The following is a 22,351-nucleotide window of genomic DNA, read 5'->3' on the forward strand; positions in this document are numbered from 1 at the left end:
TCTGAAAATATTTCACCGCTTATATACAATATAATTATGCAACTCATTAATTATTCAAATTCTATTTTATCTATCGTCCCGGCAGCCATTGCGCTCGCCCTGGCCATTGCCACACGCCGTGTGTTGCTGTCCCTGGGTGTCGGCATTATCGTCGGCTCCTTCCTGCTGGTAGGCGGTAATCCACTCGATGCTTTGGTTCACTTAAAAGACATGGCTGTCAGCCTAACGTGGGCGGATGGCAATTGGTCTTTGGGCAAACCCAAAATCCTGCTCTTTTTGGTGCTTTTGGGGATTTTCACTTCCCTGCTGACACATTCCGGCAGCAACCAAGCATTTGCCGATTGGGCAAAACAGCACATCAAAGGCCGTCGCGGTGCGAAGCTGCTGACTGCCTGTCTGGTATTCGTTACCTTTATTGACGACTATTTCCACAGCCTTGCCGTTGGTGCGATTGCCCGCCCTGTAACCGACAAATTCAAAGTTTCCCGCGCCAAACTGGCTTATATCCTAGACTCCACTGCCGCGCCGATGTGCGTTTTGATGCCGGTATCCAGCTGGGGCGCATCGATTATCGCTACTTTGGCAGGCCTTTTGGTAACTTACAACATTACAGACTACACACCGATGGGCGCATTCGTGGCCATGAGCCTGATGAATTACTACGCCGTCTTCGCATTGATTATGGTGTTTGTCGTTGCCTGGTTCTCCTTCGACATCGGCTCTATGGCCCGTTTGGAACGCGCCGCTTTGAACGAAATTCATGATGAAACCGTTGAAACAGGCCATCCCAACGGCCGTGTATTTGCACTGATTGTGCCGGTTTTGGTACTGATTGTCGCCACTGTTTCCGCCATGATTTACACTGGTACGCAAGCTTCTGAAACCTTCTCTTTGCTCAGCGCGTTTGAAAATACCGACGTGAACACTTCCCTCGTGTTCGGCGGCACTTGCGGCGTATTGGCCGTCATCCTCTGCACCATCGGCACCATCAAAACCAGCGACTACCCTAAAGCCATTTGGCAGGGCATCATCTCTATGCGCGGCGCCATTACCATCTTGATTTTGGCATGGATCATCAGCACCGTTGTCAGCGAGATGCACACTGGTGAATACCTCTCCACGTTGGTGGCAGGCAATATCCACGCAGGCTTCCTGCCCGTGATTTTGTTTATGCTCGCAGGCGTGATGGCCTTCGCTACCGGCACAAGCTGGGGCACATTCGGCATCATGTTGCCGATTGCCGCCGCCATGGCCGTCAAAGTCGAACCTTCGCTGATTATCCCTTGCATGTCTGCCGTAATGGCCGGTGCCGTATTTGGCGACCACTGCTCGCCGATTTCCGACACCACCATCCTCTCTTCTACCGGCGCACACTGTAACCACATCGATCACGTTACCTCGCAATTCCCTTACGCGCTGACCGTAGCCGCGTCTGCCGCCTCAGGCTACCTCGCACTGGGCATGACCGGCTCTGCACCTTTAGGTTTTGTGGTAACCGGCATCGTGATGGTTATATTGATTTTTATCTTGAAAGACAAGAAAAAAGCAACTGCCTAATTCAAAACCAATATTCAGACGGCCTGAGATATTCCTACACTCTCAGGCCGTCTGAACATAACGATTATCCAATATATACATTATTCAGGACAAAACAATGAATACGCCTCATCTTCCACGCGGCCCAGTCATGGCCGATGTTGCCGCCTATCATCTGACCGAAGAAGAAAAACAACGCCTGCTCGACCCTGCCGTCGGTGGCGTTATTTTGTTCCGCCGCAACTTTGAAAACGTTTCCCAGCTCAAAGCTTTGGTTCAAGAAATCAAAGCCGTCCGTACACCTGAACTCATCATTGCCGTCGACCACGAAGGCGGACGGGTTCAACGTTTTATTGACGGTTTCACCCGCCTACCGGCCATGAACGTATTGGGCGAAATTTGGGACAACGAAGGCAGAGAAGCCGCCTGCGCCCAAGCAGAACAAGTCGGCTGGGTTTTAGCAACCGAACTCTCCGCCTGCGGTATTGACCTATCCTTCACGCCTGTTTTGGATTTGGACTGGGGGCAATGCGCCGTCATCGGCAACCGCAGTTTCCACCGCGACGCCAACATCGTTACCCAGCTTGCCCTTGCCCTGCAAAAAGGACTGAACAAAGGCGGCATGAAATCTTGCGGCAAACACTTCCCCGGCCACGGCTTTGTCGAAGGCGACAGCCATCACGTCCTGCCTTGTGACGAACGCAGCCGCGAAGCGCTAGAAGCTGCCGACCTTATCCCCTTCCGCGCATTGAGCCAAGCTGGCATGGCGGCAGTGATGCCTGCCCACGTCGTGTACCCGCAAACCGACAACCAACCTGCCGGTTTCTCCGAAAAATGGCTGAAACAAATCCTGCGCCAAGAAATCGGATTTAACGGCGTTATCTTTTCAGACGACCTGACCATGGAAGGCGCATGCGGTGTCGGCGGTATTAAAGAACGCGCACGCCTTTCTTTTGAAGCAGGCTGCGATATTGTACTGGTATGCAACCGTCCCGATTTGGTAGATGAATTGCGAGACGGTTTCCACGCACCGGCAAACGCCGATTTGGCAGCACGTTGGCAATACATGGCCAACACATTGACTGTACAAGAAGCTGCCGACATCATGGCAACCGAAGAATTCCAAGCTGCCCAACAGGCAACTACCAAACTGGCAACGCCAAAAGACATCGCAGGCGGTATCAAAGTCGGCGAAGCATTCTGATTCAAGGCCGTCTGAAACATTGACGGTAAATAAAAAAGGAAGACTGAAAAAGTCTTCCTTTTTTTGATTCAAACCGATTAGCGGTGTTGCGGATTGTAACGGCTTTCCAAGCGCAGGAATACCCAACCCAAAAAGCTTGTCAGCACCAAATAAATCAGCGCGATTGTATAAAGCGGCTCTTCATAGACAGAATAGCGGCCGGTAATCGTGCTTTGTACATAAGCCAACTCTGCCACGCCGATGACGGAAAGCAATGAACTGTCTTTCAACAACGTAATAAACTCACTGGCCAATGGCGGCAACATACGGCGCAAAGCTTGCGGCAAAATCACATAACGCATCGCCTGAGTATAGGTCAGACCCAAAGAACGCGCAGCTTCCATTTGGCCTTTATCAATCGACTGGATACCGGCACGGAAAATCTCACAAATATACGCACCCGAGTTCGCAATCAAAGCCAAAGAACCGGCAATCAACGCACCATAAGAACGGCGCAGATCAACAGCTGCTTCGCCGCTAATCAGCACACCGTCGGCCGGGTGAACGAAAAATGGGAACCAAACATAAGCCCAAATCACAATTTGTACAAACAATGGCGTACCGCGAAACAGCGTCACATACCAAAAGGAAATCTTACGCAACACCCAAGCCAAGGCACGCATCGGTGCACCGGCTTTTTCCGGATTGATCAAACGCGCCAATGCCAGCAGCAAACCCAAAACCGAGCCACCTGCCGTTGCAACCACCGTCAGTCCCAGCGTTGTCAACACGCCGTATAAAAACATCCAGCGGTATTCATAAATAATGTCAAAACGAAAATCCATAACCCTTCCGTCGGTCAAAATCGGTAACTAATCCGAATATTTTTTAAAATGAAGCTTGATATTTTACAAGAAAATACATTGTTTGAACGGTTTTTTGTTAAATTATTCCGCCCAACCCTGCTTTTTTTACATTTCCAATGAATTGCAGCCCCTTTTCACCTTTGCTCATATAGGACATTTTCCGTATAAAAAACAAAGCGCAAACCCGACACAAAATTGACCGAAACACAAAAACAGCGGATAATCCGCCCATTCTTCAAACATCTTTCAGACGGCCTTCCCTCTTCCCTTAAAGGCCGTCTGAAAACATTTTAAAAAGCATAAAACATGAAAGCACCCGAACTCTTATTACCGGCAGGCGGCCTCGAACGCATGCGCGCCGCCTACGATTACGGCGCAGATGCCGTTTACGCCGGCAGCCCGCGTTACTCCCTGCGCGCCCGCAATAACGAATTTGCCAAACTCGACGTTCTCGAGCAAGGCATTAAAGAAGCGCACGAGCGCAACAAAAAATTCTTCCTGACTGTCAATACGCTGCCGCACAACTCCAAACTCAAAACCTTCGTTTCCGATATGGAACCCTTGATTGCCATGAAACCCGACGCGCTGATTATGGCGGATCCGGGTTTGATCATGACTGTGCGCGAAAAATGGCCGGAAATGCCGATTCACCTGTCCGTTCAGGCAAACACCACCAACTACTGGGGCGTGAAATTCTGGCAAAACATCGGTGTCGAACGCATCATCCTGTCGCGCGAATTGAGCATGGAAGAAATCGCCGAAATCCGCCAAGAATGCCCCGACATTGAACTTGAAGTCTTCATCCACGGCGCATTGTGTATCGCCTACTCCGGCCGCTGCCTGCTCTCCGGCTATTTCAACCACCGTGACCCCAACCAAGGAACCTGCACCAACTCCTGCCGTTGGGATTACAAGGTTCACAACGCCACTGAAAGCGATGCAGGCGATGCCCAGCTTCTGCAAGGTTTCAACTTTGAAAAAGCCCAAGAAGAAGCCAACCAAAACTTTGAAGGCATCAACGGTCAAAAACGCCATCCATATGCCGACAAAGTTTTCCTGATTGAAGAGTCCAACCGCCCGGGCGAAATGATGCCGATTATGGAAGACGAACACGGCACCTACATCATGAACTCCAAAGACCTTCGCGGCATTGAAGTGGTTGAGAAACTGGCCAAAATCGGCGTGGACAGCCTCAAAGTCGAAGGCCGCACCAAATCGCTTTATTATGTTGCACGCGTGGCCCAGTCCTACCGCAAAGCGATTGATGATGCCGTTGCAGGCCGTCCGTTTGATTACAGTCTGTTGAGCGAACTCGAAGGTCTTGCCAACCGTGGCTACACCAGCGGCTTCCTCGAGCGCCACCAAACTCAAGATTACCAAAACTACCTCAGTGGTCATTCGATTGCCAAACAAAGCCAATATGTCGGCCACGTTACCGAAATTGATGAAAACGGCTGGGCAACCATCGAAGTCAAAAACCGCTTTGCCATCGGCGATTCACTCGAAATCATCCACCCGAGCGGCAACCAAACCATCAAACTGGAACAAATGACCCGCAAAGGCCAGCCTGTCGATGTTGCCCCAGGCAACGGCATTCAGGTCAAAATCCCTAATATGCAGGGCAAAGAAAAAGCTTTGATTGCGCGGATTATGAATCCTTAAGCATCAATAAAACAAAGGCCGTCTGAAAGTTTCAGACGGCCTTTTTAAATTATCTATGCTGTTTTAAGCCTGTTCTTGCAATACGGCGGCAATCAACTCTTCCGCACCATCATCTGCCAGTTTTTTGGCGACAGCGCGACCCAAGGCATCGGCGTATTCGGCAGGGGCTTGCGCGTCCGCTTGCAAAATGACCGAACCGTCAGGATGACCAACCAAGCCGCGCAAGGTCAGCAAGCCGTTTTCTTCAGTGCAATATGCGGCCAGCGGCACTTGGCAGCTTCCGCCCAGAGCGCGCGCCAAAGCGCGTTCGGCAGTAACGCAGGCGTGCGTGGTATCGTGGTTCAAAGGCTTTAAGACTTCGTACAAATCTTCGCGATGCGCTGCAATTTCAATACCCAATGCGCCTTGTCCGGCGGCAGGCAGGCTGTCGGATTCTGTCAAAATCATGCGGATGCGTTCGTCCAATTCCAGACGCTGCAAACCGGCGGCAGCTAGGATAATCGCGTCGTATTCGCCGTTATCAAGTTTGGACAACCGAGTTTGCACATTGCCGCGCAAAGGTTTGATAACCAAATGCGGATAGCGCGCACGCAACTGGGCTTCGCGGCGCAGGCTGGATGTGCCGACGACGGCGCCTTTGGGCATTTCTTCCAAACGTGCGTATTGGTTGGACACAAACGCGTCAAACGGATTGGCGCGTTCGCCGATTGCCGCAAGCGCAAAACCTTCAGGCAAATCCATCGGTACGTCTTTAATCGAATGCACGGCCAAGTCGGCCCGGCCGTTATACAAAGCCTGTTCCAACTCTTTGACAAACAAGCCTTTACCGCCGACTTTTGACAAAGTTCTGTCCAAAATCTGGTCGCCGCGCGTGGTCATGCCCAAAATCTCGACTTCGCAATCGGGATACAGGGCTTTCAGACGGCCTTGGATATGTTTTGCCTGCCACATGGCAAGCAGGCTTTCGCGACTGGCGATAACGAGTTTTTTCGGGTTCATAATGGTTGCCTGAAAGATGGAAAACGGCATGAAGTCTATCATAATTCTGAAAATGAGCGCTATTGAAAAGACTGTCTTCTTTTTGTGCCATTTTTACTTCTTTTAATTGCAATGAGAAGCATAAATTTAATATGCATAAAATATCAAATGGAGTAAAAAAGTTTAATTTTTATGCTAAAATCTTAAGCGAAGTGCAAGGGTGTATTTCTTATCATTGATGATAACTAGTCTATTTTTTAACTTTATGGTACCTATTATGAAAAATGTAAGTAAGTTAAATAAAAATACAAGCATGAAATTATCTACGGCAGCGGTCGTACTTCTTTCTGCATTGGGTGTGTCTACAGTTGCCAACGCGGCCGCGCCAGAACACTTTATTAGTGTTGCTCCTGGGGCTCTTGGTACAACACAAGGCAACTACAATAATGATGGGGCAAAATCAGACGATTCCATTGCTATTGGTAAAAATGCGGCTGCTGGTGTTTCAAAAGATGTTGCAGTTGGTGATAATGCTAAGGCTAATAAGGATACTACAAGTAAAGCTCAAAACATTGGTGGTGCGACAGCTATTGGTACTGACACGGAGGCAAAAGGCAATGGTGCTACTGCACTAGGTTATGGTGCAGTAGCTGATGGCGCTAATGCTTCTGCTTTGGGGAATAAAGCTAATGCTACAGGTATTGCTACAACTGCGGTTGGGGTATCTACCCAAGCAACAGGCGCTTATTCTGTTGCTGTAGGTTCAAATGCTAAGGCTACAGGCTTTGGATCTGTGAGTATTGGTTTAGCGTCTATACCGGATACTGGAGCAACTAAAAATTATGCTGTATCTGTCGGTGCATTTTCAGGCGCTGATGTAGAAAATGGCGTTGCATTAGGTTCATACTCTAAAGCAACTGTTAATAAAGAGGCTGTAGGATATGATCCGTCAACTCAAGCTGCTACAACTGAGACAAGTGCAGCTTGGAAAGCTTCACATGCTGCGGTTTCTGTTGGTGACGTTGACAACAATATCACCCGTCAAATCACCAGCGTTGCTGCGGGTACAAAAGATACTGATGCAGTGAACGTGGCTCAATTGAAATCTTTAGACGGTAAAGTTGAGAAAAACAAAACCGATATTGCAACTAATAAAGCCGATATCGCAACCAACAAAACCAATATTGCAACTAACACGGGTAATATTGCGACTAATACAGCTAACATTCAGACTAACGCGAATAATATTGCGGCGATTAACACTCAATTAGCGGATAATAACGATTCCATCAATGAATTGCGTGGCAATGTAAACCTCTTAAATAAAGACTTGAGAGGCGGTGTTGCGAGTGCGATTGCTCACGCTTCTGTTCCTCAATCCACCAAAGCCGGTGCTATCGGTGTGGGCGTGGGTACCGGTTTCTATGGTGGTCAATCTGCGGTTTCTCTTGGTGTGTCCGGTGTTACCCCTAATGAAAACTGGGTGTTTAAAGCCAGCGTTTCTACCAACAGTCGTGGTAACTACGGTGTGGGTGCCGGTGCGTTTTACCAATGGTAATAAACCGTTAATCCCGAGTTAATCGGAGCATAAAAAAAGCCATTCTGAAATAGAATGGCTTTTTTGTTGCGATGAGGAATTAAGCTAAGATTTTGTCTAATTCTTTACTGACATCTTCCACTTTTTGCGTGCCGTCTAAGCGGAAATATTGCGTGTTGCCCGCTTTGGCTTCTGCTTGGTAGTAATCCACTAATGGTTTGGTGGTGTTGTGATACACTTTTTTTGGGCGGTTTTTCAGACGGCATGGGGGTGAATATGTTATATTTACGCCTAAAAACCCAATTTTCCGGACAACATGAAACGCGCCAAACAATATCCTTTTTTATCCTTACAGCGGCAACGTTTTCATCTGAACTTTGAAAACGCCTCAACCGCCGTCAACCTTCCGAGCGAACGCGATTTTTACCGCTGGGCGTGGTCTGCCTTGAAAAACGAATACCGCCGCGCAGACATCAGCCTGATTCTTCTGGACGAAGAAGAAGCCCGCGCTTACAACCGCGACTACCGTGGCAAAGATTACGCCACCAATGTCTTGAGTTTCGCGCTCAACGAAGGCGAAATCCTGCCCGACCAGTTTTCAGACGGCCTGTATGGCGATTTGGTGATTTGTCCGCAAGTGGTTTTGAAAGAAGCCGCCGAACAAGGCAAAACACCCGAGCAGCATTTTGCCCACCTGACCATACACGGTACTTTACACCTGATGGGCTACGACCACATCGAAGACGATGAAGCCGAAATAATGGAAGCCGAAGAAATCCGCCTGATGCTGGCGGCAGGCTTCCCCAACCCCTACCAAGAGGACGAATATTAAAATGGACGGTACGCAGTCGAAACCCAAATTTTTCGAACGCCTAATCTCCCGACTTGCCGGCGAGCCCGACTCCGCCGAAGACGTATTGACCCTGCTGCGCCAAGCACACGAGCAGGAAGTTTTTGACGCCGAGACACTGACCCGGCTGGAAAAAGTATTGGACTTTGCCGAGCTGGAAGTGCGCGATGCGATGATTACGCGCAGCCGCATGAACGTATTGAAAGAGAACGACAGCATCGAGCGCATCACGGCCTACGTCATCGAAACCGCCCATTCGCGTTTCCCCGTCATCGGCGAAGACAAAGACGAAGTTTTGGGTATTTTGCACGCCAAAGACCTACTCAAATATATGTTCAACCCCGAGCAGTTCCACCTGCAATCCGTCTTGCGCCCTGCCGTTTTCGTTCCCGAAGGCAAATCTTTGACCGCCCTTTTAAAAGAGTTCCGCGAACAGCGTAACCACATGGCGATTGTCATCGACGAATACGGCGGCACATCCGGCTTGGTCACCTTTGAAGACATCATCGAGCAAATCGTCGGCGAAATCGAAGACGAGTTTGACGAAGACGACAGCGCCGACAACATCCATGCCGTTTCTTCCGAACGCTGGCGCATCCACGCGGCTACCGAAATCGAAGACATCAACACCTTCTTCGGTACGGAATACAGCAGCGAAGAAGCCGACACCATCGGCGGCCTGGTCATTCAAGAGTTGGGGCATCTGCCCGTACGCGGCGAAAAAGTCATCATCGGCAGCCTGCAATTTACTGTTGCACGCGCCGACAACCGCCGTCTGCACACCCTGATGGCCACACGAATTAAAGAAAACACGGATAAACCATGATTATTCTGGATCACGTTTCCAAACACTATCAAACACGCGACAAAAAAGACTTTGTCGCCGTCGAGCCGACCAGCCTCAAAATCAAACAGGGTGAAATCTTTGGCCTGATGGGCTACTCCGGTGCAGGCAAATCCACCTTGTTGCGTCTGATTAACTTATTGGAACGTCCGGATACAGGTACCGTCAGCGTGTGCGGCCAAGAACTGACCGCGCTCAACGCCACGCAACTGCGCCACGCCCGACAAAACATCGGCATGGTGTTCCAACAGTTCAACCTATTGAGCAACCGTACCGTTGCCGAAAACGTCGCTTTTCCTTTAGAAATTGCCAAATGGCCGTCTAAAAAAATCCAAGCGCGTGTTGAAGAATGTTTGGAAATCGTCGACTTGCAAGACCGTGCCAACCATTACCCGTCCCAACTTTCCGGCGGTCAAAAACAACGTGTCGGCATTGCCCGCGCGCTGGCGCCGCAACCTCAAGTCATCCTCGCCGACGAACCCACTTCCGCCCTCGACCCCGCCACTACGCGCAGCGTTTTGAAGTGTTTGGAAGACATCAACCGACGTTTCAACGTAACCATCGTCATCGTTACCCACGAAATGAGCGTTATCCGCCGCCTGTGCGACCGTGCCGCCCTCTTGGACAAAGGCCGTCTGCTGGAAATCGTTGAAGTACACGGCAACCAAATCCATGCCCAATCCGAAATCGGGCAAGAGCTGATTCGAGAGGACTAATATGGCAAATTTGACATTTGAAAGTGCTGTTGAGACCATCGTCAGCATGAAGGGCGAAATTATCCAAGCCTTGGGCGAAACCTTTATTATGGTCGGTCTATCGACTACTTTCGCCGTTATCTTCGGTACGATTTTGGGCGTATTGCTGTTTGTGACGTCAAGTCATCAGTTGCACTACAACAAACAGCTGAATTTATTTTTAGACAACCTGGTCAACCTGATGCGTGCATTCCCTTTCGTCATCCTGATGATTGCCATGATTCCTGTTACACGCGCCATCATCGGCACGACCATCGGCCCGGTTGCCGCCTCATTGGTATTGAGCGTATCCGGCCTGTTCTACTTCGCCCGTCTGGTCGAGCAAAACCTGCGCGAAGTGCCCAGAGGCGTGATTGAAGCGGCCTCCGCAATGGGTGCTTCGACCATGAGCATCATCTGTAAAGTGCTTTTAAATGAGGCGCGTGCAGGTATGGTTTCCAGCATTACCGTACTGGCTATCGGCCTTCTGTCGTACAGCGCGGCAGCAGGTATGATTGGCGGCGGCGGTTTGGGCGACCTTGCCATCCGTTACGGCTACTACCGCTATCAAATGGAAGTCATCATCTTCATCGTCGCCATCCTGGTTTTACTCGTTATCCTGATTCAAGGTATCGGCAACAGATTGGCACGCAAACTGGATAAACGTTAAACAAACCAGGCCGTCTGAAATGGACTTACTATTTTTCAGACGGCCCGTTATCTATTTAGAACATATTAGGATATATATATTCCAAATAAGTTTACAAAAAACATCCTCATAGTTCCAAAATAGATTTACAATCCCTCTTTATTTTGACGGCGGCAGCTTGAGGCCGTCTGAAACCGTTTTATCATCCATCAGGAGCAAAATATGCAAATCAACACATTCTTCAAAACCCTTTCAGCCGCTGCGCTCGCCATCGTACTGGCTGCCTGCGGCGGTCAAAAAGACAGCGCGCCTGCTGCTTCTGCCGCTTCCTCTGCCGACAACGGCGCAGAGAAAAAAGAAATCGTCTTCGGTACAACCGTCGGCGACTTCGGCGATATGGTAAAAGACCAAATCCAACCGGCTTTGGAGAAAAAAGGCTATAAAGTCAAACTGATCGAGTTCACCGACTATGTCCGCCCCAACCTTGCTTTGGCTGAAGGCGAATTGGACATCAACATCTTCCAACACAAACCTTATCTGGACGACTTCAAAAAAGAACACAAACTGGACATCGTTGAAGCCTTCCAAGTACCGACTGCACCTTTGGGCCTGTACCCTGGCAAACTGAAATCTTTGGACGAAGTGAAAGACGGTGCCAGCGTTTCTGCACCTAACGACCCATCTAACTTTGCCCGTGCATTGGTTATGTTGAACGAATTGGGCTGGATTAAACTGAAAGCCGACGTTAATCCGCTGACTGCTTCTAAAAACGATATTGCCGAAAATCCGAAAAACATCCAAATCGTAGAGCTTGAAGCCGCCCAACTGCCACGCAGCCGTGCCGACGTTGACTTTGCCATCGTTAACGGCAACTACGCCATGAGCAGCGGCATGAAACTGACTGAAGCCCTGTTCCAAGAGCCAAGCTTTGCCTACGTTAACTGGTCTGCCGTCCGCACTGCCGACAAAGACAGCCAATGGCTGAAAGATGTAGCCGAAGCCTACAACTCTGACGAGTTCAAAGCCTACTCACAAAAACGCTTTGCCGGTTACAAATATCCTGCTGCATGGGGTGAAAACGCAGCTGCAGGCGCTCAAGCCGAAGCTGCTTCTACTGCTTCTGCAACCAAATAAGTAACTTTTTGAAAAAGGCCGTCTGAACATTCAGACGGCCTTTTTCTATTGATTATCTATTCCCAAAGCTTGAAACAAGTTTTTTGATTAACGCCAAATACTTACATAATTCCCTTTTTAAACCAAATCAATATGTTGTAAAAAAGTTCAATAAGAAATCATGTTTTTATTCAATAGAATCAATCACTAAATGAATTATTCTACTTTTTTATAATATTCACTAGTAATGTTCCGCTTATCCTGATATTATACCTTTCATCTAAAGACATCCGGTTATCTGCATTACAGACCGTTCATCTGAATTGCTTCAAACCACTTTGTCGGATTTCCCCATATATGTTGTGTTTCTCCGTATCGAAGGGGTTTGAGCGGTCGAAATACCGTTTTGCTTGGATATTAAAGCTTCGTGCTTTGAAATGAGTGAATTTTTGTTTTAAGTGTCGTAATCTCTTGCTAATTACTCCCAGCTGCAAGAGTTTCAGGGTTGCCCTCTTGGGCAGCCCTTCTTTTTTATCCTCCATTTTTTCAGCAATCAAGCCTTCCCTGCCTATACACATAGTCAAAATCACAGGCAAGGCCGCCCTTCCCTCAGCCTCCAATTTTCTTCAATTCATTATTCGGCATCACCAGCCAAACCTGTGCCTTTTTAACTTGAGCCGCAGTACGGATGGCCGCCTCATCCATAATGGAGAATGCGGTAGAAAAGGCATCGGCAACCGCCGCACTCTCCGCCATGACGCTCATGCTTTTATAACGCGGTTGGCTTCCGCCTGTTCGCGGATCAAAAAGATGGGTAAATTTGCCAGCTTCGTCCATTACCGTGCCATAGCCGCCCGATGTGGCAAAGGCTTGGTTTTTCATGGCAATCGTGGTCAAGATTTGGTCTTCTTGATCGGGATTGCGAATGCTGACATTCCACTCGCGCTGGTTGGCATTATCAAAGCCGTAAATCTCCCCCATATCAATCAATGCTTGGGTAACGCCTTGCTGCTTTAATAACTCGACTACTTTATCAGTGATATAGCCCTGCGCAATGCCGTTGAGCGACAAGCCCATGCCTTTTTGGGCAAAACGGATTTCTTTGGTATCAAAATCAACTTTGTTGAAATCCACTAATTTGAGCGTGTCTTTGATACTGCGTTCGGATGGCGGCGTTTCGGTTTTAGGGTTTCGCCTAAAATGGTCGGCATACAGATTCCACAATGGCTGAATACTGGGATCAAATGCACCCTGTGTCAGCTGATGAATATCTCGGCTGATGCTGAGCAGCTGCAAAAAATCGGATGGCGGATTTTTCAGACGGCCTTCTCGATTTAAACGGCTGATCAGGCTGTCGTCCCGATACAGGCTAAAGATTTTTTCCAATCGTGAAACTTCCGCCAATACTTTGTTGACCAATATCTCCGCCTGCTTGCGCTCAACGCCGAACAACCGCAATTCCGCGCCCGAACCCAATGCAATGCCTCTCCAAATAACTGGCTGCTCTTCTTGATTCGGGCTGGCCGAATGAGTCTGCTGATTGGTTTTGCGGCTGATGGCAAAGGGAATGCCGACACCGGCGGCAAGTGTGGCGGCTATGGCAAGGAAACGGCGGCGCGTTAAAGGGGTGGACATAAAGTATTCCTTGGATTTTTATCTTTACATTGAAAGCCGCATTCATGAAATCATCAATCGGCAGCTTCCAACGCAAAGGCCGTCTGAAACTGTTTCAGACGGCCTTTATTGGTTGTTTTATTTAAAAATGTATTCGTCGGGCATCTCTGCAAAACCAACTACCCTGCCGCCTTTTTCTTTGGCGAATTTTTCAGCCTGAGCCTTGTCGGCAAACGGAAGCGCGTCTTCCGCCCCCATACCGCCGATAAAGCTGCTTTCGATAACATAATAGGCTTTTTTCGCATCTATCCATTCGGCGTCGGCATTGGGTTTTTCCCAATCTTTGACTTTGCCCATATCGGTAACATAGATGGCATTAATGCCTTTAGGCTCTTCAGGCAGCTTGGTGTAGCCGAACATCTGCTTGATGGTGGAAAACCAAACCGGTTTGTCAGGTTTGCCGTTCAAGAAGATTTGCGCTTTAGGACCGTTGTGTTCGGTCAAATTCATGCTGCAGTAATGACCGACTGCGCTGTCGCTGATTTGTTGGGGCGCAGGCGGAGGAGTATTTTCCTGTTTGCTACAAGCAGATAAAGCAAGGATGGTGAATGCTGTAAATAATATTTTTCTCATATTTGTCTCTTTCCGAAAATCCAGGCGGCTAAGACCAAGGGAATGATAACCCATAATACCTGCGCCGTCAGCAAAACCGGCATAGTCAGGCTGATTTGATCGCTCAAACCGGCCATACCTGCGTACATGGCGGTGTTTTCATAGCCGGTCAGGTTGAGCAGACGGTAAATGTCGGAAGGATTGAACAAGAGAATGGTTTCTACAACAGGTGCAGTAATGACTTGTTCAGTATCGGCAACCAAAATACCCAAAAGCGCCATATCGAAAATCACCACAAAAAACAGCCATACGCCGATGGCGATACCGGCGGCGGTACCGCGTTCTTTAACTTTCGCGCTGATGAGGTAGCCCATGGACAGGAATGCCGCGCCCAAAATGACGCTGGCGGCAATCAGGAGGGCGAAGGGTTTCCATGCGGCGATGTCGAAGCTGCCGTTGGCGAGTTGGAGCGTGATGCCAGCGATTCCGTAGCCTGCGGTGGTGGCAAGGGCGAGGATGATGAGGTGTCCGATGAATTTTCCGGCAAGGATTTGGTTGCGGGAAACGGGGTAGCTCAACAGCAGCGCCATAGTGCCGCGTTCGATTTCGCCGATGAGGGAATCGTAGGAGAGGAGCATGGCGATGAGCGGGATCAGGAAGATGGACAGGCTGGAGAGGCTGACAACGGTAACGGTCAACGGATCGACTTTAACCGAGCCTGTGGGCGAGCTGCCGAGGAAGCCCAATGAGAGGGCGAGGGCAGCGAGCAGGACGGAGGCGGCGAGTACCCAGCGGTTGCGCAGGCTGTCGCGGACTTCTTTTCCGGTGATAATCCAAACGGGGTTCATACGTCCTCCCTTTTTAAGAATTGTGCGTACATGTCGTCGAGTGTCGGAGTATGGATATCGATATAGGCAAGGTTGCCCAAATCACCCAATTCGCTCAAAAGTCCCATGCGCTCTTCGGCTTTACATTGCGCTTTATACGACAGGCCGTCTGAAAGCGGCTGCCAACGCTCGCTCAACGGGCGCGCTTCTTTCAAACGGACATTGACGGTCAACGGCAAACCACTTTGGACATGCAGCTCATCCATGCTGCCATCGGCAACTTTCACGCCATTTTTCATGACGATAATGCGGTCGGCGTGGCCATCGAGTTCGGCAAGCGCGTGCGTGCTGAGCAATACGGTTGCACCGCGTCCATTCAGCTCGCGCACGACTTCGTAAAACATTTGGCGTGAAGCCGGGTCAAGGCCTGTGGTCGGTTCGTCAAACAATAAGACTTTAGGCTCGCCCAACAAGGCTTGTGCCAAAGCGAGACGCTGGCGCATACCTTTGGAGTAAGTGCCGACACGGCGGCGTGCCGCTTGAGAAATACCGACGCGTTCCAACAACTCACGGTTTTTACTCAAGGGCTGTTTTTTCAGCTTGGCATAGAAATCCATGGTTTCAATGCCGGTCAATGAAGGATGAAGCGCGACGGTTTCAGGCAGGTAGCCGATTTGACTGCGAAGCAGTGCGCCTGCCTTGCTGCCGGTACGCTCGCCCAGCAACATGACTTCGCCTTCGGTCGGCGTAATCAGGCCGAGTATCAGCTTCATGATGGTGGATTTGCCTGCACCGTTATGCCCTGCCATGCCGACGCTTTCGCCTGCTTTGAGGACTAAATCGACTTGGTTGACGGCTTTTTGACTGCCGAATTGTTTAGTCACGTTTCTTAATTCGACGTGGTTGGTCATGAATAATTCCTTTGTGCCGTTTCAGACGGCCTCATTCAAAAGGCCGTCTGAAAACATGTTTAATTCAAAGATCCGTTTTCGGCATTACTCCAATTGGATTGGCGCGTATTGGCTTCGTGCAACAGCTCATCCTTCATGGCTTCGTATTTGGTACTTGTTTTGTTGCTGATCGGTTTCATCAATGGCTTACTGTCGATGACGCCGCCCGGCAAAATAGCGGGGAACTGTGATTGCGCCCATTTGACAATACTGACGGCAGGACTGTTCATCAGCAAACGGGACACGGGAGCGCGCCAAATGATTTGATCGATGATGCCGTTCGGTCGATAGGCGTTGTCGCCAAAACCATCGCCATCAAGATCGAATGCGCTGTTGTCGCTCCAATAATTGCCTCGTCCGCCCTCTCCCCAATCAAGGAAACGGGTGCTGACGTATTTGACTTGGCTTTCGTTGTTGATAAACGAATTATTGAACAGGCTTGTGCCTTCAATGGCCGCGGTAAAGTGAATACCGATTTGACAGTTTTCAAAATGGTTGTCAAAAATTTTATTGAAGTTGGCGTTATAGGCGAATACGCATTTACCGGCTTTATTGATAATGTTGTCGTTAATATCGGAATAGTTGACGTAATTGAGCATGATACCTTGGTCACGGCTGCCCACGGCGATATTGCCATACACTTTAAGACGCTCTGAGAACATCAACACATAGCCCATATTGTTGCCAACGGAGATGTTGTTGCTAACCTCGCTGTCGTTGGTGTACATATAATGCACTGCAAAACGCAAATCGCTGAAACGATTGCCTTTATAGGTATTGTTTGTACTGGTATTGGAGAAAATACCGTCACGGCCTTTGGAAATATCGTTGTCGACTACTTGCGCACCCGGCGCATTCCAAACCGTTACGCCATTACCGCGCTCATTCACGCGCAATGTAGCTTCCCCGACAATCTTATTTTCGCGCACCATCGATTCTGCCGCTCCATGGATGTACACGCCGACAGAGTTGTCCAAGACATTATTGTGTTCAATCAATGCGCGCGGAGCCGTTTCCTCAAGATAAATACCCGCATCCATGGCCGGCAGGCTCAAGCCTGAATTGGAAACAGTCAGATTACGCAGAGTCACGTCAGGCGCATGAACGGCAATGGTACGTCCGCTCCTGTCGCCAATAATCTTGGCGGAGCGGTCAGTCGGCCCTTCAATGGTAATCGGTTTGTCGATATAGAGTTTGGTCTTGTATGTACCGGAGGCAAGCTTGAGCGTATCGCCGGCTTGGGAGCGCGCTAAAGCATCATTGAGATTGTCTTGTGCAGATACGTTAATGACTGCGGCAAAGGCCGTCTGAACCATACTGCCCAACAGCAATACGAATGCGGCACGTTGCCATTTGGAACGATGGGATGGTGTATGCGTCATAATCATATCTCAATTTCAGACGGCCTGTTTTCTACATGATAAACATATGCAGAAACAGGTATTTTGATGTTATAGCAAAGCTGTCTGATGATGGCTTATATCTCATTGCCATACTGGCTGACAAACAGCTTTGCTATAAAGGCCGTCTGAAAGAATGTCTTTTCAGACGGCCTGAAGGATTAAATCATCAAACCAAAATTATTTTGGTTTAACAATCATTTGGCCTGACATTTCCATGTGCAATGCGTGGCAGAACCATTGGCAGTAGTACCAGTGTACGCCTGGACGGACTGCTTTGAAGGTTACAGAAGATGTCGCTTGCGGGCTAATCTCCATAGCGATACCGTAGCCTTCCAAAGTGAAGCCGTGAGTCAAGTCCTCAATAGTCTCAACGTTGGTCACGTATACGGTCACTTCGTCGCCTTGGTTCACTTCAAATTGAGGGATACTGAATGCAGGCGCAACGGCAGTCATGTACACGCGTACTTTGTTGCCTTCGCGTACGACTTTAGCAGCTTTTTCCAACTCAACGCCGTCTTTTTGCGCTTGTTCCAAAGCATCTTTCCAGAACCATGGGTCTTTGCGGTCCCAAGTTTTGCTTGGGTTCACTTTGGAAGCGGAAACCAGACAGAAGTCGTGCGGTTCTGCAAAAGTCGGGTTGTCGTGAACCAGACGCATTTCGTCGCCGGAGATGTCGATCAATTGGTCACACTCAGGTTTCAGAGGGCCTGCGTTCAGGAAACGGTCTTTGGAGAATTTGTTCAAAGACACCAACCATTTACCGTCGGCTTCTTTGGTTTCGCCCATGGTAGTGTGGTTGTGACCAGGTTGATAGTGAACGTCCAGTTTTTGTTTGATCGGATCGATTTTCTCGCCTTTGTAGGCTTTAATCGCATCGTCGATGTTCCATTTCACCATTTGGCTGTCGATAAACAATGTTGTATAAGCATTGCCGCGACCGTCAAATGCAGTGTGTAAAGGGCCAAGACCCAGTTGAGGCTCAGCTACGACAACATCGCGCTCTTTGATTTTGCCTGCAAACAAATCGTCCAGTTTGCTGACATCCAATACGGTAACGGTTGGAGACAGTTTACCGTTGAGCATGATGTATTTGCCGTCAGGGCTTGCGTTACAGCCGTGAGGAGAGTTAGGCACAGGGATGTAGCGGGTGTATGGAGAGTTGGCTTCTGCACGGCCGTCCAACATTTTCACGCCGTTAACTTCTTTGAAGTCGCCTTTTTTGATGCCTTCTTCGATAGCAGCCAGGTTAAATACTACACACCAGTCTTGCTCGTTAGAAGAAGCACCTTGTACAGTCAGAGCGCGCTCAGAGTTATAGCAGGTAGAGAAAGAGTATTTACCTTGGTAGTCGGCATCGCCGTTGTCCAAGTTACCGTCTACCAAAACTTGCCATGCGATCTCCATGGTTTCGCCGTCAATTGCGGTATAAACGGCATTCCAAGTTTTAGGATCATCCCATTTGCCTACGCCGTCAACAGGAACGATATGCTCGCCGTTGGCAAAAACGTAACCGGTTTTCGGATAACGTTGCGGACGCAGGCCGTGGATACCTGAAGCATTAGGAATATCAATGATTTTATCGGTTTTCATCACATCCAAGCGGATACGGCAAACACGGGTGTTTGCTTTATCGTTGGCGTAAGCATAACGGCCATCGTAAGTTTGGTCGGTGAAAGACAAGTGTGGGTGGTGCAAGTCGCCGTTAGGGTAGCAACGCAAACCGCTGTCTTGCAAGAATTTACGGGTTTCTTCGGTAATATTTCCGTTGAGGACTTTCAAGCTCTCATTAGTACGACCCCAACCGGTAGCGCTGTCCATATTGAATACAGGGATACGCATCAGTTCGCGCATAGACGGCAAACCGATCAAGCGCATTTCGCCTGATTGACCGCCTGAGAGGAAACCGTAGTATTGGTCAAGTTCACCTGGACCCACTTCGGAAGTCATTTTGCCCGGCTCGGCAGAATGAGCAGCTGCTTTTTCAGCAGGAGCTGCGCCAGAAGCGGCAGCTTTGTCACCCTCACCGTTAGAGCAACCGGCCAAGCCCAACAAACCGGCACCGGCAATACCTGCACCGGAAGCAGCGGCAGTACCTAAGAATGAACGACGGCTTAAGCCGTTTTGTTCTAATTTTTCGTCTGACATACGACACTCCTTGGATAAAATCCGGCGGCCGATTTTTTTCAGACGGCCTACCGATGAAAAAATTTCTAAGTCGGGCTGCCGATACAGCCCTCTTTTTTATAAATAACTACTTATCAACACTAATTGCCGATTCTTTTTTAACAAACTGAACAACTTGTTCTTGAGCATTTTTCGTTGCTGCCGCATCGTACTGCTCAGATTTTGCCGCCGCTTGTTTTTGTTTTTTCTTATTCGTTGCCACTACTTGAGGACAACGTGTATCGTGGTGATACATTACCTGGCAATGCAGGCATTGGATACATTCGTTCGGATGAATATCGCCTTCTGGTGCAATGGCCTGAACCGGACATTCATGTGTACAAATCTGACAAGGGTTGCCACACATTTTATAGCGGCGCAGCCAGTCAAACACACGGAAGCGACCCGGCAATGCGATACCCGCACCCAAAGGACACAGATAACGACAGAAGAAACGTTCGATAAACAAACCGGCAATCAGCAAAGCTGCAGCAAACAATACAAACCACCATTCGCGCATAAACTTCAGAATAATTGCGGTTTTGAAAGGTTCAACTTCTGCAAATTTTTCAGCAGTACCCAAATCGTACAGGGAAATAGCCAGCAAACCGAAGAAGATAACGTATTTAATGGCTGTCAGGCGCGTATGCAACAAATGTGGCACAGTAATTTGTTTTACGCCCAGTTTTTTAGCAACACGATTGGTCAACTCCTGCAATGAACCGAAAGGACACAGCCAGCCGCAGAACGTACCCCTGTTCCACAACAGCATGGTCGCCGCTGTAAAGAGCCACAGAATGAACACCAGCGGATCCATCAGGAAAAATTCCCAGTGGAACTCAGTCAAAATTGCGGAGAACAAGGTCAGCGTATTGACAACCGATAATTGTGCTTGCGCATACCAACCAATATAAACCAAGGTAAATGTCAAGAAGCATAGGCGGAAACGGTCATACCATTTTTCGTAACGTACAATCCAGTCTTGGAATAGGAATACCAACAGGAGAATTGTCAAAGCAATACCGACAACAATAATTTGACCTTGTTTAGCTTTCCAAACCTGTTTCCAAAGTTGGTTGGAAACACCATCATCACCAGCAGTCGCATCTTCGGCAATACCCGTACTTTCAGGAGCTGAAGCTACAGCCGCAACTTGCTCAACCGGCGCACTGATTTCAACAGGTGGTGCTTTTGGATCATCGACATAGTAGCCTTTTGGCAATTCGTAATCCAAATCTGCAGTTACGAAAGCTTTATCGTTAACGCTCAACACACGTTGAATCATCAGTTGTAAACGCCATGGCTCGGCAGCATCAAATTCCACACCTTCAGGGATAGTAAACCAAGAAACCTCTTTAAATGCAGGCGCACCTTCCGCTGCCAAAGCAACCACACGCTCATGTTGTGCATCGGTAAAACGGAAGCTGGTATCGCCCTGAATCATTTCGATACGGTCAAAGATACCGCCACGCACATAGCCTGAGCCCTTCCAAGAGTATCGGCCTTCACCGGCAACCATAATTGCCTGTTGACCTGGTTGCAAACGTTTTTGCAGATTATTCCAACCTGCCTCACCTAAAAGGCTTTTACCGATAGAAGGTTGGCTGACCAAAGCGACATATAAATCAACGAATGTATCGTTACCATCACCCTGCTCTGCATGATCTGCAACACCGGCTTTACCGCCTTTTTCAAATAATTTGTTGATATCATCAACAGAAATATGCAGATGACCAACAGCTTTTTGTTCTAACAACGCATTCCAAGACTGAATGTCTTGTTTATCAGGATTCACAGCACGACGGGGACGGGTTTGAACCGCAGGCTCATTTGCAGCCTGCTCACCAGAAGCGGCAGCAGCACCGGCTTGAGTCGCTTTATCAGTACCCAAATGATATTGATGAATAACCGATTTGACAGAACGCTGAATACTGTCGTTAATCACCATCAACGTTACAGTCGCACCGCTGATGATATCCGCGGGAGCCACGCCAGGCTGCGGAGGATTTTTAATAAAATTTAAGCCAATATATTTATCAATGAATTTATCGACACGGGATTGCGGAATACCAATTAGCATAATTGGTTCATGATGTTCAACCAATTTTGCTCCCGCAATAGTGCCATCATTGGCCAATGCGATCATCGTATCAATCGGCTTACTCGAATAACCACGCGTATTGACCACATCAGTCGTGATATAAACCAAACCAAGCTGCTCTTCGCCTTTATATACACGAGCAACCAAAGGCTTACCTTCAGGTTTGCCGTAGCGATCAGCACCAGGAAAAATTTCAGAAGGCTGAATTTTTGCCAAGAAATCAGGCAAGCGCTCCGCGTAAGCAGGCAGGCTTACTATCATCATAGAAAACACAGCAAAAAGCACAAGGATTCGTTTCCAAATGCCACTTAAGCACTTTATTTCAAGACAGGACATGGCTATTCCCGATATATCGATACTCTAAATACTGATATTATATGAATCATCTATCGGCAATAATTTGATTAAAATCAAATTTACAAATCTTAAAACCAAATTCTACATGCTAATAATACTTTAGAACTATAAAAATAAATCTTTTATTAGTAGACATGAAATATAGGAAAATCAACTTAATCCAATGACCATCTTTATATTGTTAACTTATTCATAATAATTCTCAAAATGATTTCTAAAATTTCATTTAGCATATATTAAATAGAATATAACCTGACTTAAATTTCCATAGGCCGTCTGAAAACGAATATCGAAGATACTTTAACCTGCCCCTGCAATGACAAAATACATTTCTTGCAAAAACAAAAAGAGCCTGTATAAAACAGGCTCTTT

19 protein-coding genes are annotated in these 22,351 nt (G+C 48.4%); 9 read left to right on the forward strand and 10 right to left on the reverse strand.

The genetic code is table 11. The features are described from left to right. Nucleotides 1-36: 36 nt before the first annotated feature. The gene (locus HMPREF3052_RS07065) at nt 37-1,557 is read left to right on the forward strand and encodes a Na+/H+ antiporter NhaC family protein (protein ID WP_070749322.1); all 1,521 of its coding nucleotides are present in this window, start codon (nt 37-39) and stop codon (nt 1,555-1,557) included. Nucleotides 1,558-1,654: 97 nt separating this feature from the next. Beyond that, nucleotides 1,655-2,740, forward strand: coding sequence for a beta-N-acetylhexosaminidase (gene nagZ / locus HMPREF3052_RS07070; RefSeq protein ID WP_070749323.1), 1,086 nt, complete (start codon nt 1,655-1,657; stop codon nt 2,738-2,740). Between the two features lie 77 nt (nt 2,741-2,817). Here the strand turns inward: nagZ and HMPREF3052_RS07075 are convergent, their stop codons facing one another. Beyond that, on the reverse strand, nt 2,818-3,564 hold the full coding sequence (locus HMPREF3052_RS07075) for an amino acid ABC transporter permease (protein WP_070749324.1): 747 nt from the start codon (nt 3,562-3,564) through the stop codon (nt 2,818-2,820). Between the two features lie 327 nt (nt 3,565-3,891). Here HMPREF3052_RS07075 and yegQ point away from each other — a divergent pair, with 327 nt between their 5' ends. Then, nucleotides 3,892-5,247 (forward strand): prephenate-dependent tRNA uridine(34) hydroxylase TrhP, encoded by a 1,356-nt coding sequence (yegQ, locus tag HMPREF3052_RS07080; protein WP_070749325.1) that lies wholly within the window; start codon nt 3,892-3,894, stop codon nt 5,245-5,247. A 63-nt stretch (nt 5,248-5,310) separates the two neighbouring features. Here the strand turns inward: yegQ and hemC are convergent, their stop codons facing one another. Beyond that, nucleotides 5,311-6,246 carry a hydroxymethylbilane synthase gene (gene hemC / locus HMPREF3052_RS07085; protein WP_141756622.1) on the reverse strand — a complete coding sequence of 312 codons (936 nt, stop codon included), beginning with the start codon at nt 6,244-6,246 and terminating at the stop codon, nt 5,311-5,313. Nucleotides 6,247-6,502: 256 nt separating this feature from the next. On the opposite strand from hemC, the gene HMPREF3052_RS07090 reads away from it, so the two are divergent. Continuing rightward, complete coding sequence (locus HMPREF3052_RS07090) at nt 6,503-7,783, forward strand: YadA family autotransporter adhesin (RefSeq protein WP_283126966.1); 1,281 nt, start codon at nt 6,503-6,505, stop codon at nt 7,781-7,783. 79 nt (nt 7,784-7,862) lie between these two features. Here HMPREF3052_RS07090 and HMPREF3052_RS11640 read toward each other — a convergent pair whose 3' ends face one another. Continuing rightward, nucleotides 7,863-8,000 carry a hypothetical protein gene (locus HMPREF3052_RS11640; RefSeq protein WP_210399511.1) on the reverse strand — a complete coding sequence of 46 codons (138 nt, stop codon included), beginning with the start codon at nt 7,998-8,000 and terminating at the stop codon, nt 7,863-7,865. A gap of 78 nt (nt 8,001-8,078) precedes the next feature. Here HMPREF3052_RS11640 and ybeY point away from each other — a divergent pair, with 78 nt between their 5' ends. The 5 genes from ybeY (at nt 8,079) to HMPREF3052_RS07115 (ending at nt 11,973) form a co-directional block, all read left to right on the forward strand. After that, nucleotides 8,079-8,594 carry an rRNA maturation RNase YbeY gene (gene ybeY / locus HMPREF3052_RS07095; RefSeq protein ID WP_049350965.1) on the forward strand — a complete coding sequence of 172 codons (516 nt, stop codon included), beginning with the start codon at nt 8,079-8,081 and terminating at the stop codon, nt 8,592-8,594. Nucleotide 8,595: 1 nt separating this feature from the next. Further along, entirely contained in the window at nt 8,596-9,438 is an 843-nt protein-coding gene (locus HMPREF3052_RS07100; RefSeq protein ID WP_049329553.1) for an HlyC/CorC family transporter, read from the forward strand. Beyond that, on the forward strand, nt 9,435-10,172 hold the full coding sequence (locus tag HMPREF3052_RS07105; RefSeq protein ID WP_049350966.1) for a methionine ABC transporter ATP-binding protein: 738 nt from the start codon (nt 9,435-9,437) through the stop codon (nt 10,170-10,172). Before HMPREF3052_RS07100 ends, HMPREF3052_RS07105 begins: the two co-directional genes overlap by 4 nt. Nucleotide 10,173: 1 nt before the next feature. Beyond that, on the forward strand, nt 10,174-10,860 hold the full coding sequence (locus tag HMPREF3052_RS07110) for a methionine ABC transporter permease (protein WP_049329551.1): 687 nt from the start codon (nt 10,174-10,176) through the stop codon (nt 10,858-10,860). Between the two features lie 201 nt (nt 10,861-11,061). Then, on the forward strand, nt 11,062-11,973 hold the full coding sequence (locus HMPREF3052_RS07115) for a MetQ/NlpA family ABC transporter substrate-binding protein (RefSeq protein ID WP_070749328.1): 912 nt from the start codon (nt 11,062-11,064) through the stop codon (nt 11,971-11,973). 588 nt (nt 11,974-12,561) lie between these two features. Here HMPREF3052_RS07115 and HMPREF3052_RS07125 read toward each other — a convergent pair. From HMPREF3052_RS07125 to HMPREF3052_RS07155, 7 genes are all read right to left on the reverse strand, one after another. Further along, a complete protein-coding gene (locus HMPREF3052_RS07125; RefSeq protein WP_070749330.1) occupies nt 12,562-13,587 on the reverse strand; it encodes an FAD:protein FMN transferase in 1,026 nt (341 codons plus the stop codon). A gap of 117 nt (nt 13,588-13,704) precedes the next feature. After that, nucleotides 13,705-14,199 (reverse strand): nitrous oxide reductase accessory protein NosL, encoded by a 495-nt coding sequence (locus tag HMPREF3052_RS07130; RefSeq protein ID WP_070749331.1) that lies wholly within the window; start codon nt 14,197-14,199, stop codon nt 13,705-13,707. Continuing rightward, complete coding sequence (locus HMPREF3052_RS07135; protein WP_070749332.1) at nt 14,196-15,026, reverse strand: ABC transporter permease; 831 nt, start codon at nt 15,024-15,026, stop codon at nt 14,196-14,198. Before HMPREF3052_RS07135 ends, HMPREF3052_RS07130 begins: the two co-directional genes overlap by 4 nt. Beyond that, nucleotides 15,023-15,916 carry an ABC transporter ATP-binding protein gene (locus HMPREF3052_RS07140; RefSeq protein WP_003684436.1) on the reverse strand — a complete coding sequence of 298 codons (894 nt, stop codon included), beginning with the start codon at nt 15,914-15,916 and terminating at the stop codon, nt 15,023-15,025. The genes HMPREF3052_RS07135 and HMPREF3052_RS07140 overlap by 4 nt, the downstream gene beginning before the upstream one ends. 59 nt (nt 15,917-15,975) lie before the next feature. Beyond that, a complete protein-coding gene (locus HMPREF3052_RS07145) occupies nt 15,976-17,343 on the reverse strand; it encodes a nitrous oxide reductase family maturation protein NosD (protein WP_070749333.1) in 1,368 nt (455 codons plus the stop codon). A 192-nt stretch (nt 17,344-17,535) separates the two neighbouring features. Continuing rightward, nucleotides 17,536-19,503 carry a TAT-dependent nitrous-oxide reductase gene (gene nosZ / locus HMPREF3052_RS07150; protein WP_049350970.1) on the reverse strand — a complete coding sequence of 656 codons (1,968 nt, stop codon included), beginning with the start codon at nt 19,501-19,503 and terminating at the stop codon, nt 17,536-17,538. Nucleotides 19,504-19,609: 106 nt separating this feature from the next. Then, nucleotides 19,610-21,958: a NosR/NirI family protein gene (locus HMPREF3052_RS07155; RefSeq protein ID WP_210399512.1), complete on the reverse strand. Its 2,349-nt coding sequence runs from the start codon at nt 21,956-21,958 to the stop codon at nt 19,610-19,612. Nucleotides 21,959-22,351 lie beyond the last annotated feature (393 nt).

It is taken from the genome of Neisseria sp. HMSC056A03 (assembly GCF_001815685.1).
GTDB lineage: Bacteria > Pseudomonadota > Gammaproteobacteria > Burkholderiales > Neisseriaceae > Neisseria > Neisseria subflava.

Excerpts from the sequence above, each read along its gene's own strand:
- HMPREF3052_RS07065 (WP_070749322.1), top strand. The coding sequence starts at position 37 with ATGCAACTCATTAATTATTCAAATTCTATTTTATCTATCGTCCCGGCA.
- nagZ (WP_070749323.1), top strand. The coding sequence starts at position 1,655 with ATGAATACGCCTCATCTTCCACGCGGCCCAGTCATGGCCGATGTTGCC.
- HMPREF3052_RS07075 (WP_070749324.1), bottom strand. The coding sequence starts at position 3,564 with ATGGATTTTCGTTTTGACATTATTTATGAATACCGCTGGATGTTTTTA.
- yegQ (WP_070749325.1), top strand. The coding sequence starts at position 3,892 with ATGAAAGCACCCGAACTCTTATTACCGGCAGGCGGCCTCGAACGCATG.
- hemC (WP_141756622.1), bottom strand. The coding sequence starts at position 6,246 with ATGAACCCGAAAAAACTCGTTATCGCCAGTCGCGAAAGCCTGCTTGCC.
- HMPREF3052_RS07090 (WP_283126966.1), top strand. The coding sequence starts at position 6,503 with ATGAAAAATGTAAGTAAGTTAAATAAAAATACAAGCATGAAATTATCT.
- ybeY (WP_049350965.1), top strand. The coding sequence starts at position 8,079 with ATGAAACGCGCCAAACAATATCCTTTTTTATCCTTACAGCGGCAACGT.
- HMPREF3052_RS07100 (WP_049329553.1), top strand. The coding sequence starts at position 8,596 with ATGGACGGTACGCAGTCGAAACCCAAATTTTTCGAACGCCTAATCTCC.
- HMPREF3052_RS07105 (WP_049350966.1), top strand. The coding sequence starts at position 9,435 with ATGATTATTCTGGATCACGTTTCCAAACACTATCAAACACGCGACAAA.
- HMPREF3052_RS07110 (WP_049329551.1), top strand. The coding sequence starts at position 10,174 with ATGGCAAATTTGACATTTGAAAGTGCTGTTGAGACCATCGTCAGCATG.
- HMPREF3052_RS07115 (WP_070749328.1), top strand. The coding sequence starts at position 11,062 with ATGCAAATCAACACATTCTTCAAAACCCTTTCAGCCGCTGCGCTCGCC.
- HMPREF3052_RS07125 (WP_070749330.1), bottom strand. The coding sequence starts at position 13,587 with ATGTCCACCCCTTTAACGCGCCGCCGTTTCCTTGCCATAGCCGCCACA.
- HMPREF3052_RS07130 (WP_070749331.1), bottom strand. The coding sequence starts at position 14,199 with ATGAGAAAAATATTATTTACAGCATTCACCATCCTTGCTTTATCTGCT.
- HMPREF3052_RS07135 (WP_070749332.1), bottom strand. The coding sequence starts at position 15,026 with ATGAACCCCGTTTGGATTATCACCGGAAAAGAAGTCCGCGACAGCCTG.
- HMPREF3052_RS07140 (WP_003684436.1), bottom strand. The coding sequence starts at position 15,916 with ATGACCAACCACGTCGAATTAAGAAACGTGACTAAACAATTCGGCAGT.
- HMPREF3052_RS07145 (WP_070749333.1), bottom strand. The coding sequence starts at position 17,343 with ATGATTATGACGCATACACCATCCCATCGTTCCAAATGGCAACGTGCC.
- nosZ (WP_049350970.1), bottom strand. The coding sequence starts at position 19,503 with ATGTCAGACGAAAAATTAGAACAAAACGGCTTAAGCCGTCGTTCATTC.
- HMPREF3052_RS07155 (WP_210399512.1), bottom strand. The coding sequence starts at position 21,958 with ATGTCCTGTCTTGAAATAAAGTGCTTAAGTGGCATTTGGAAACGAATC.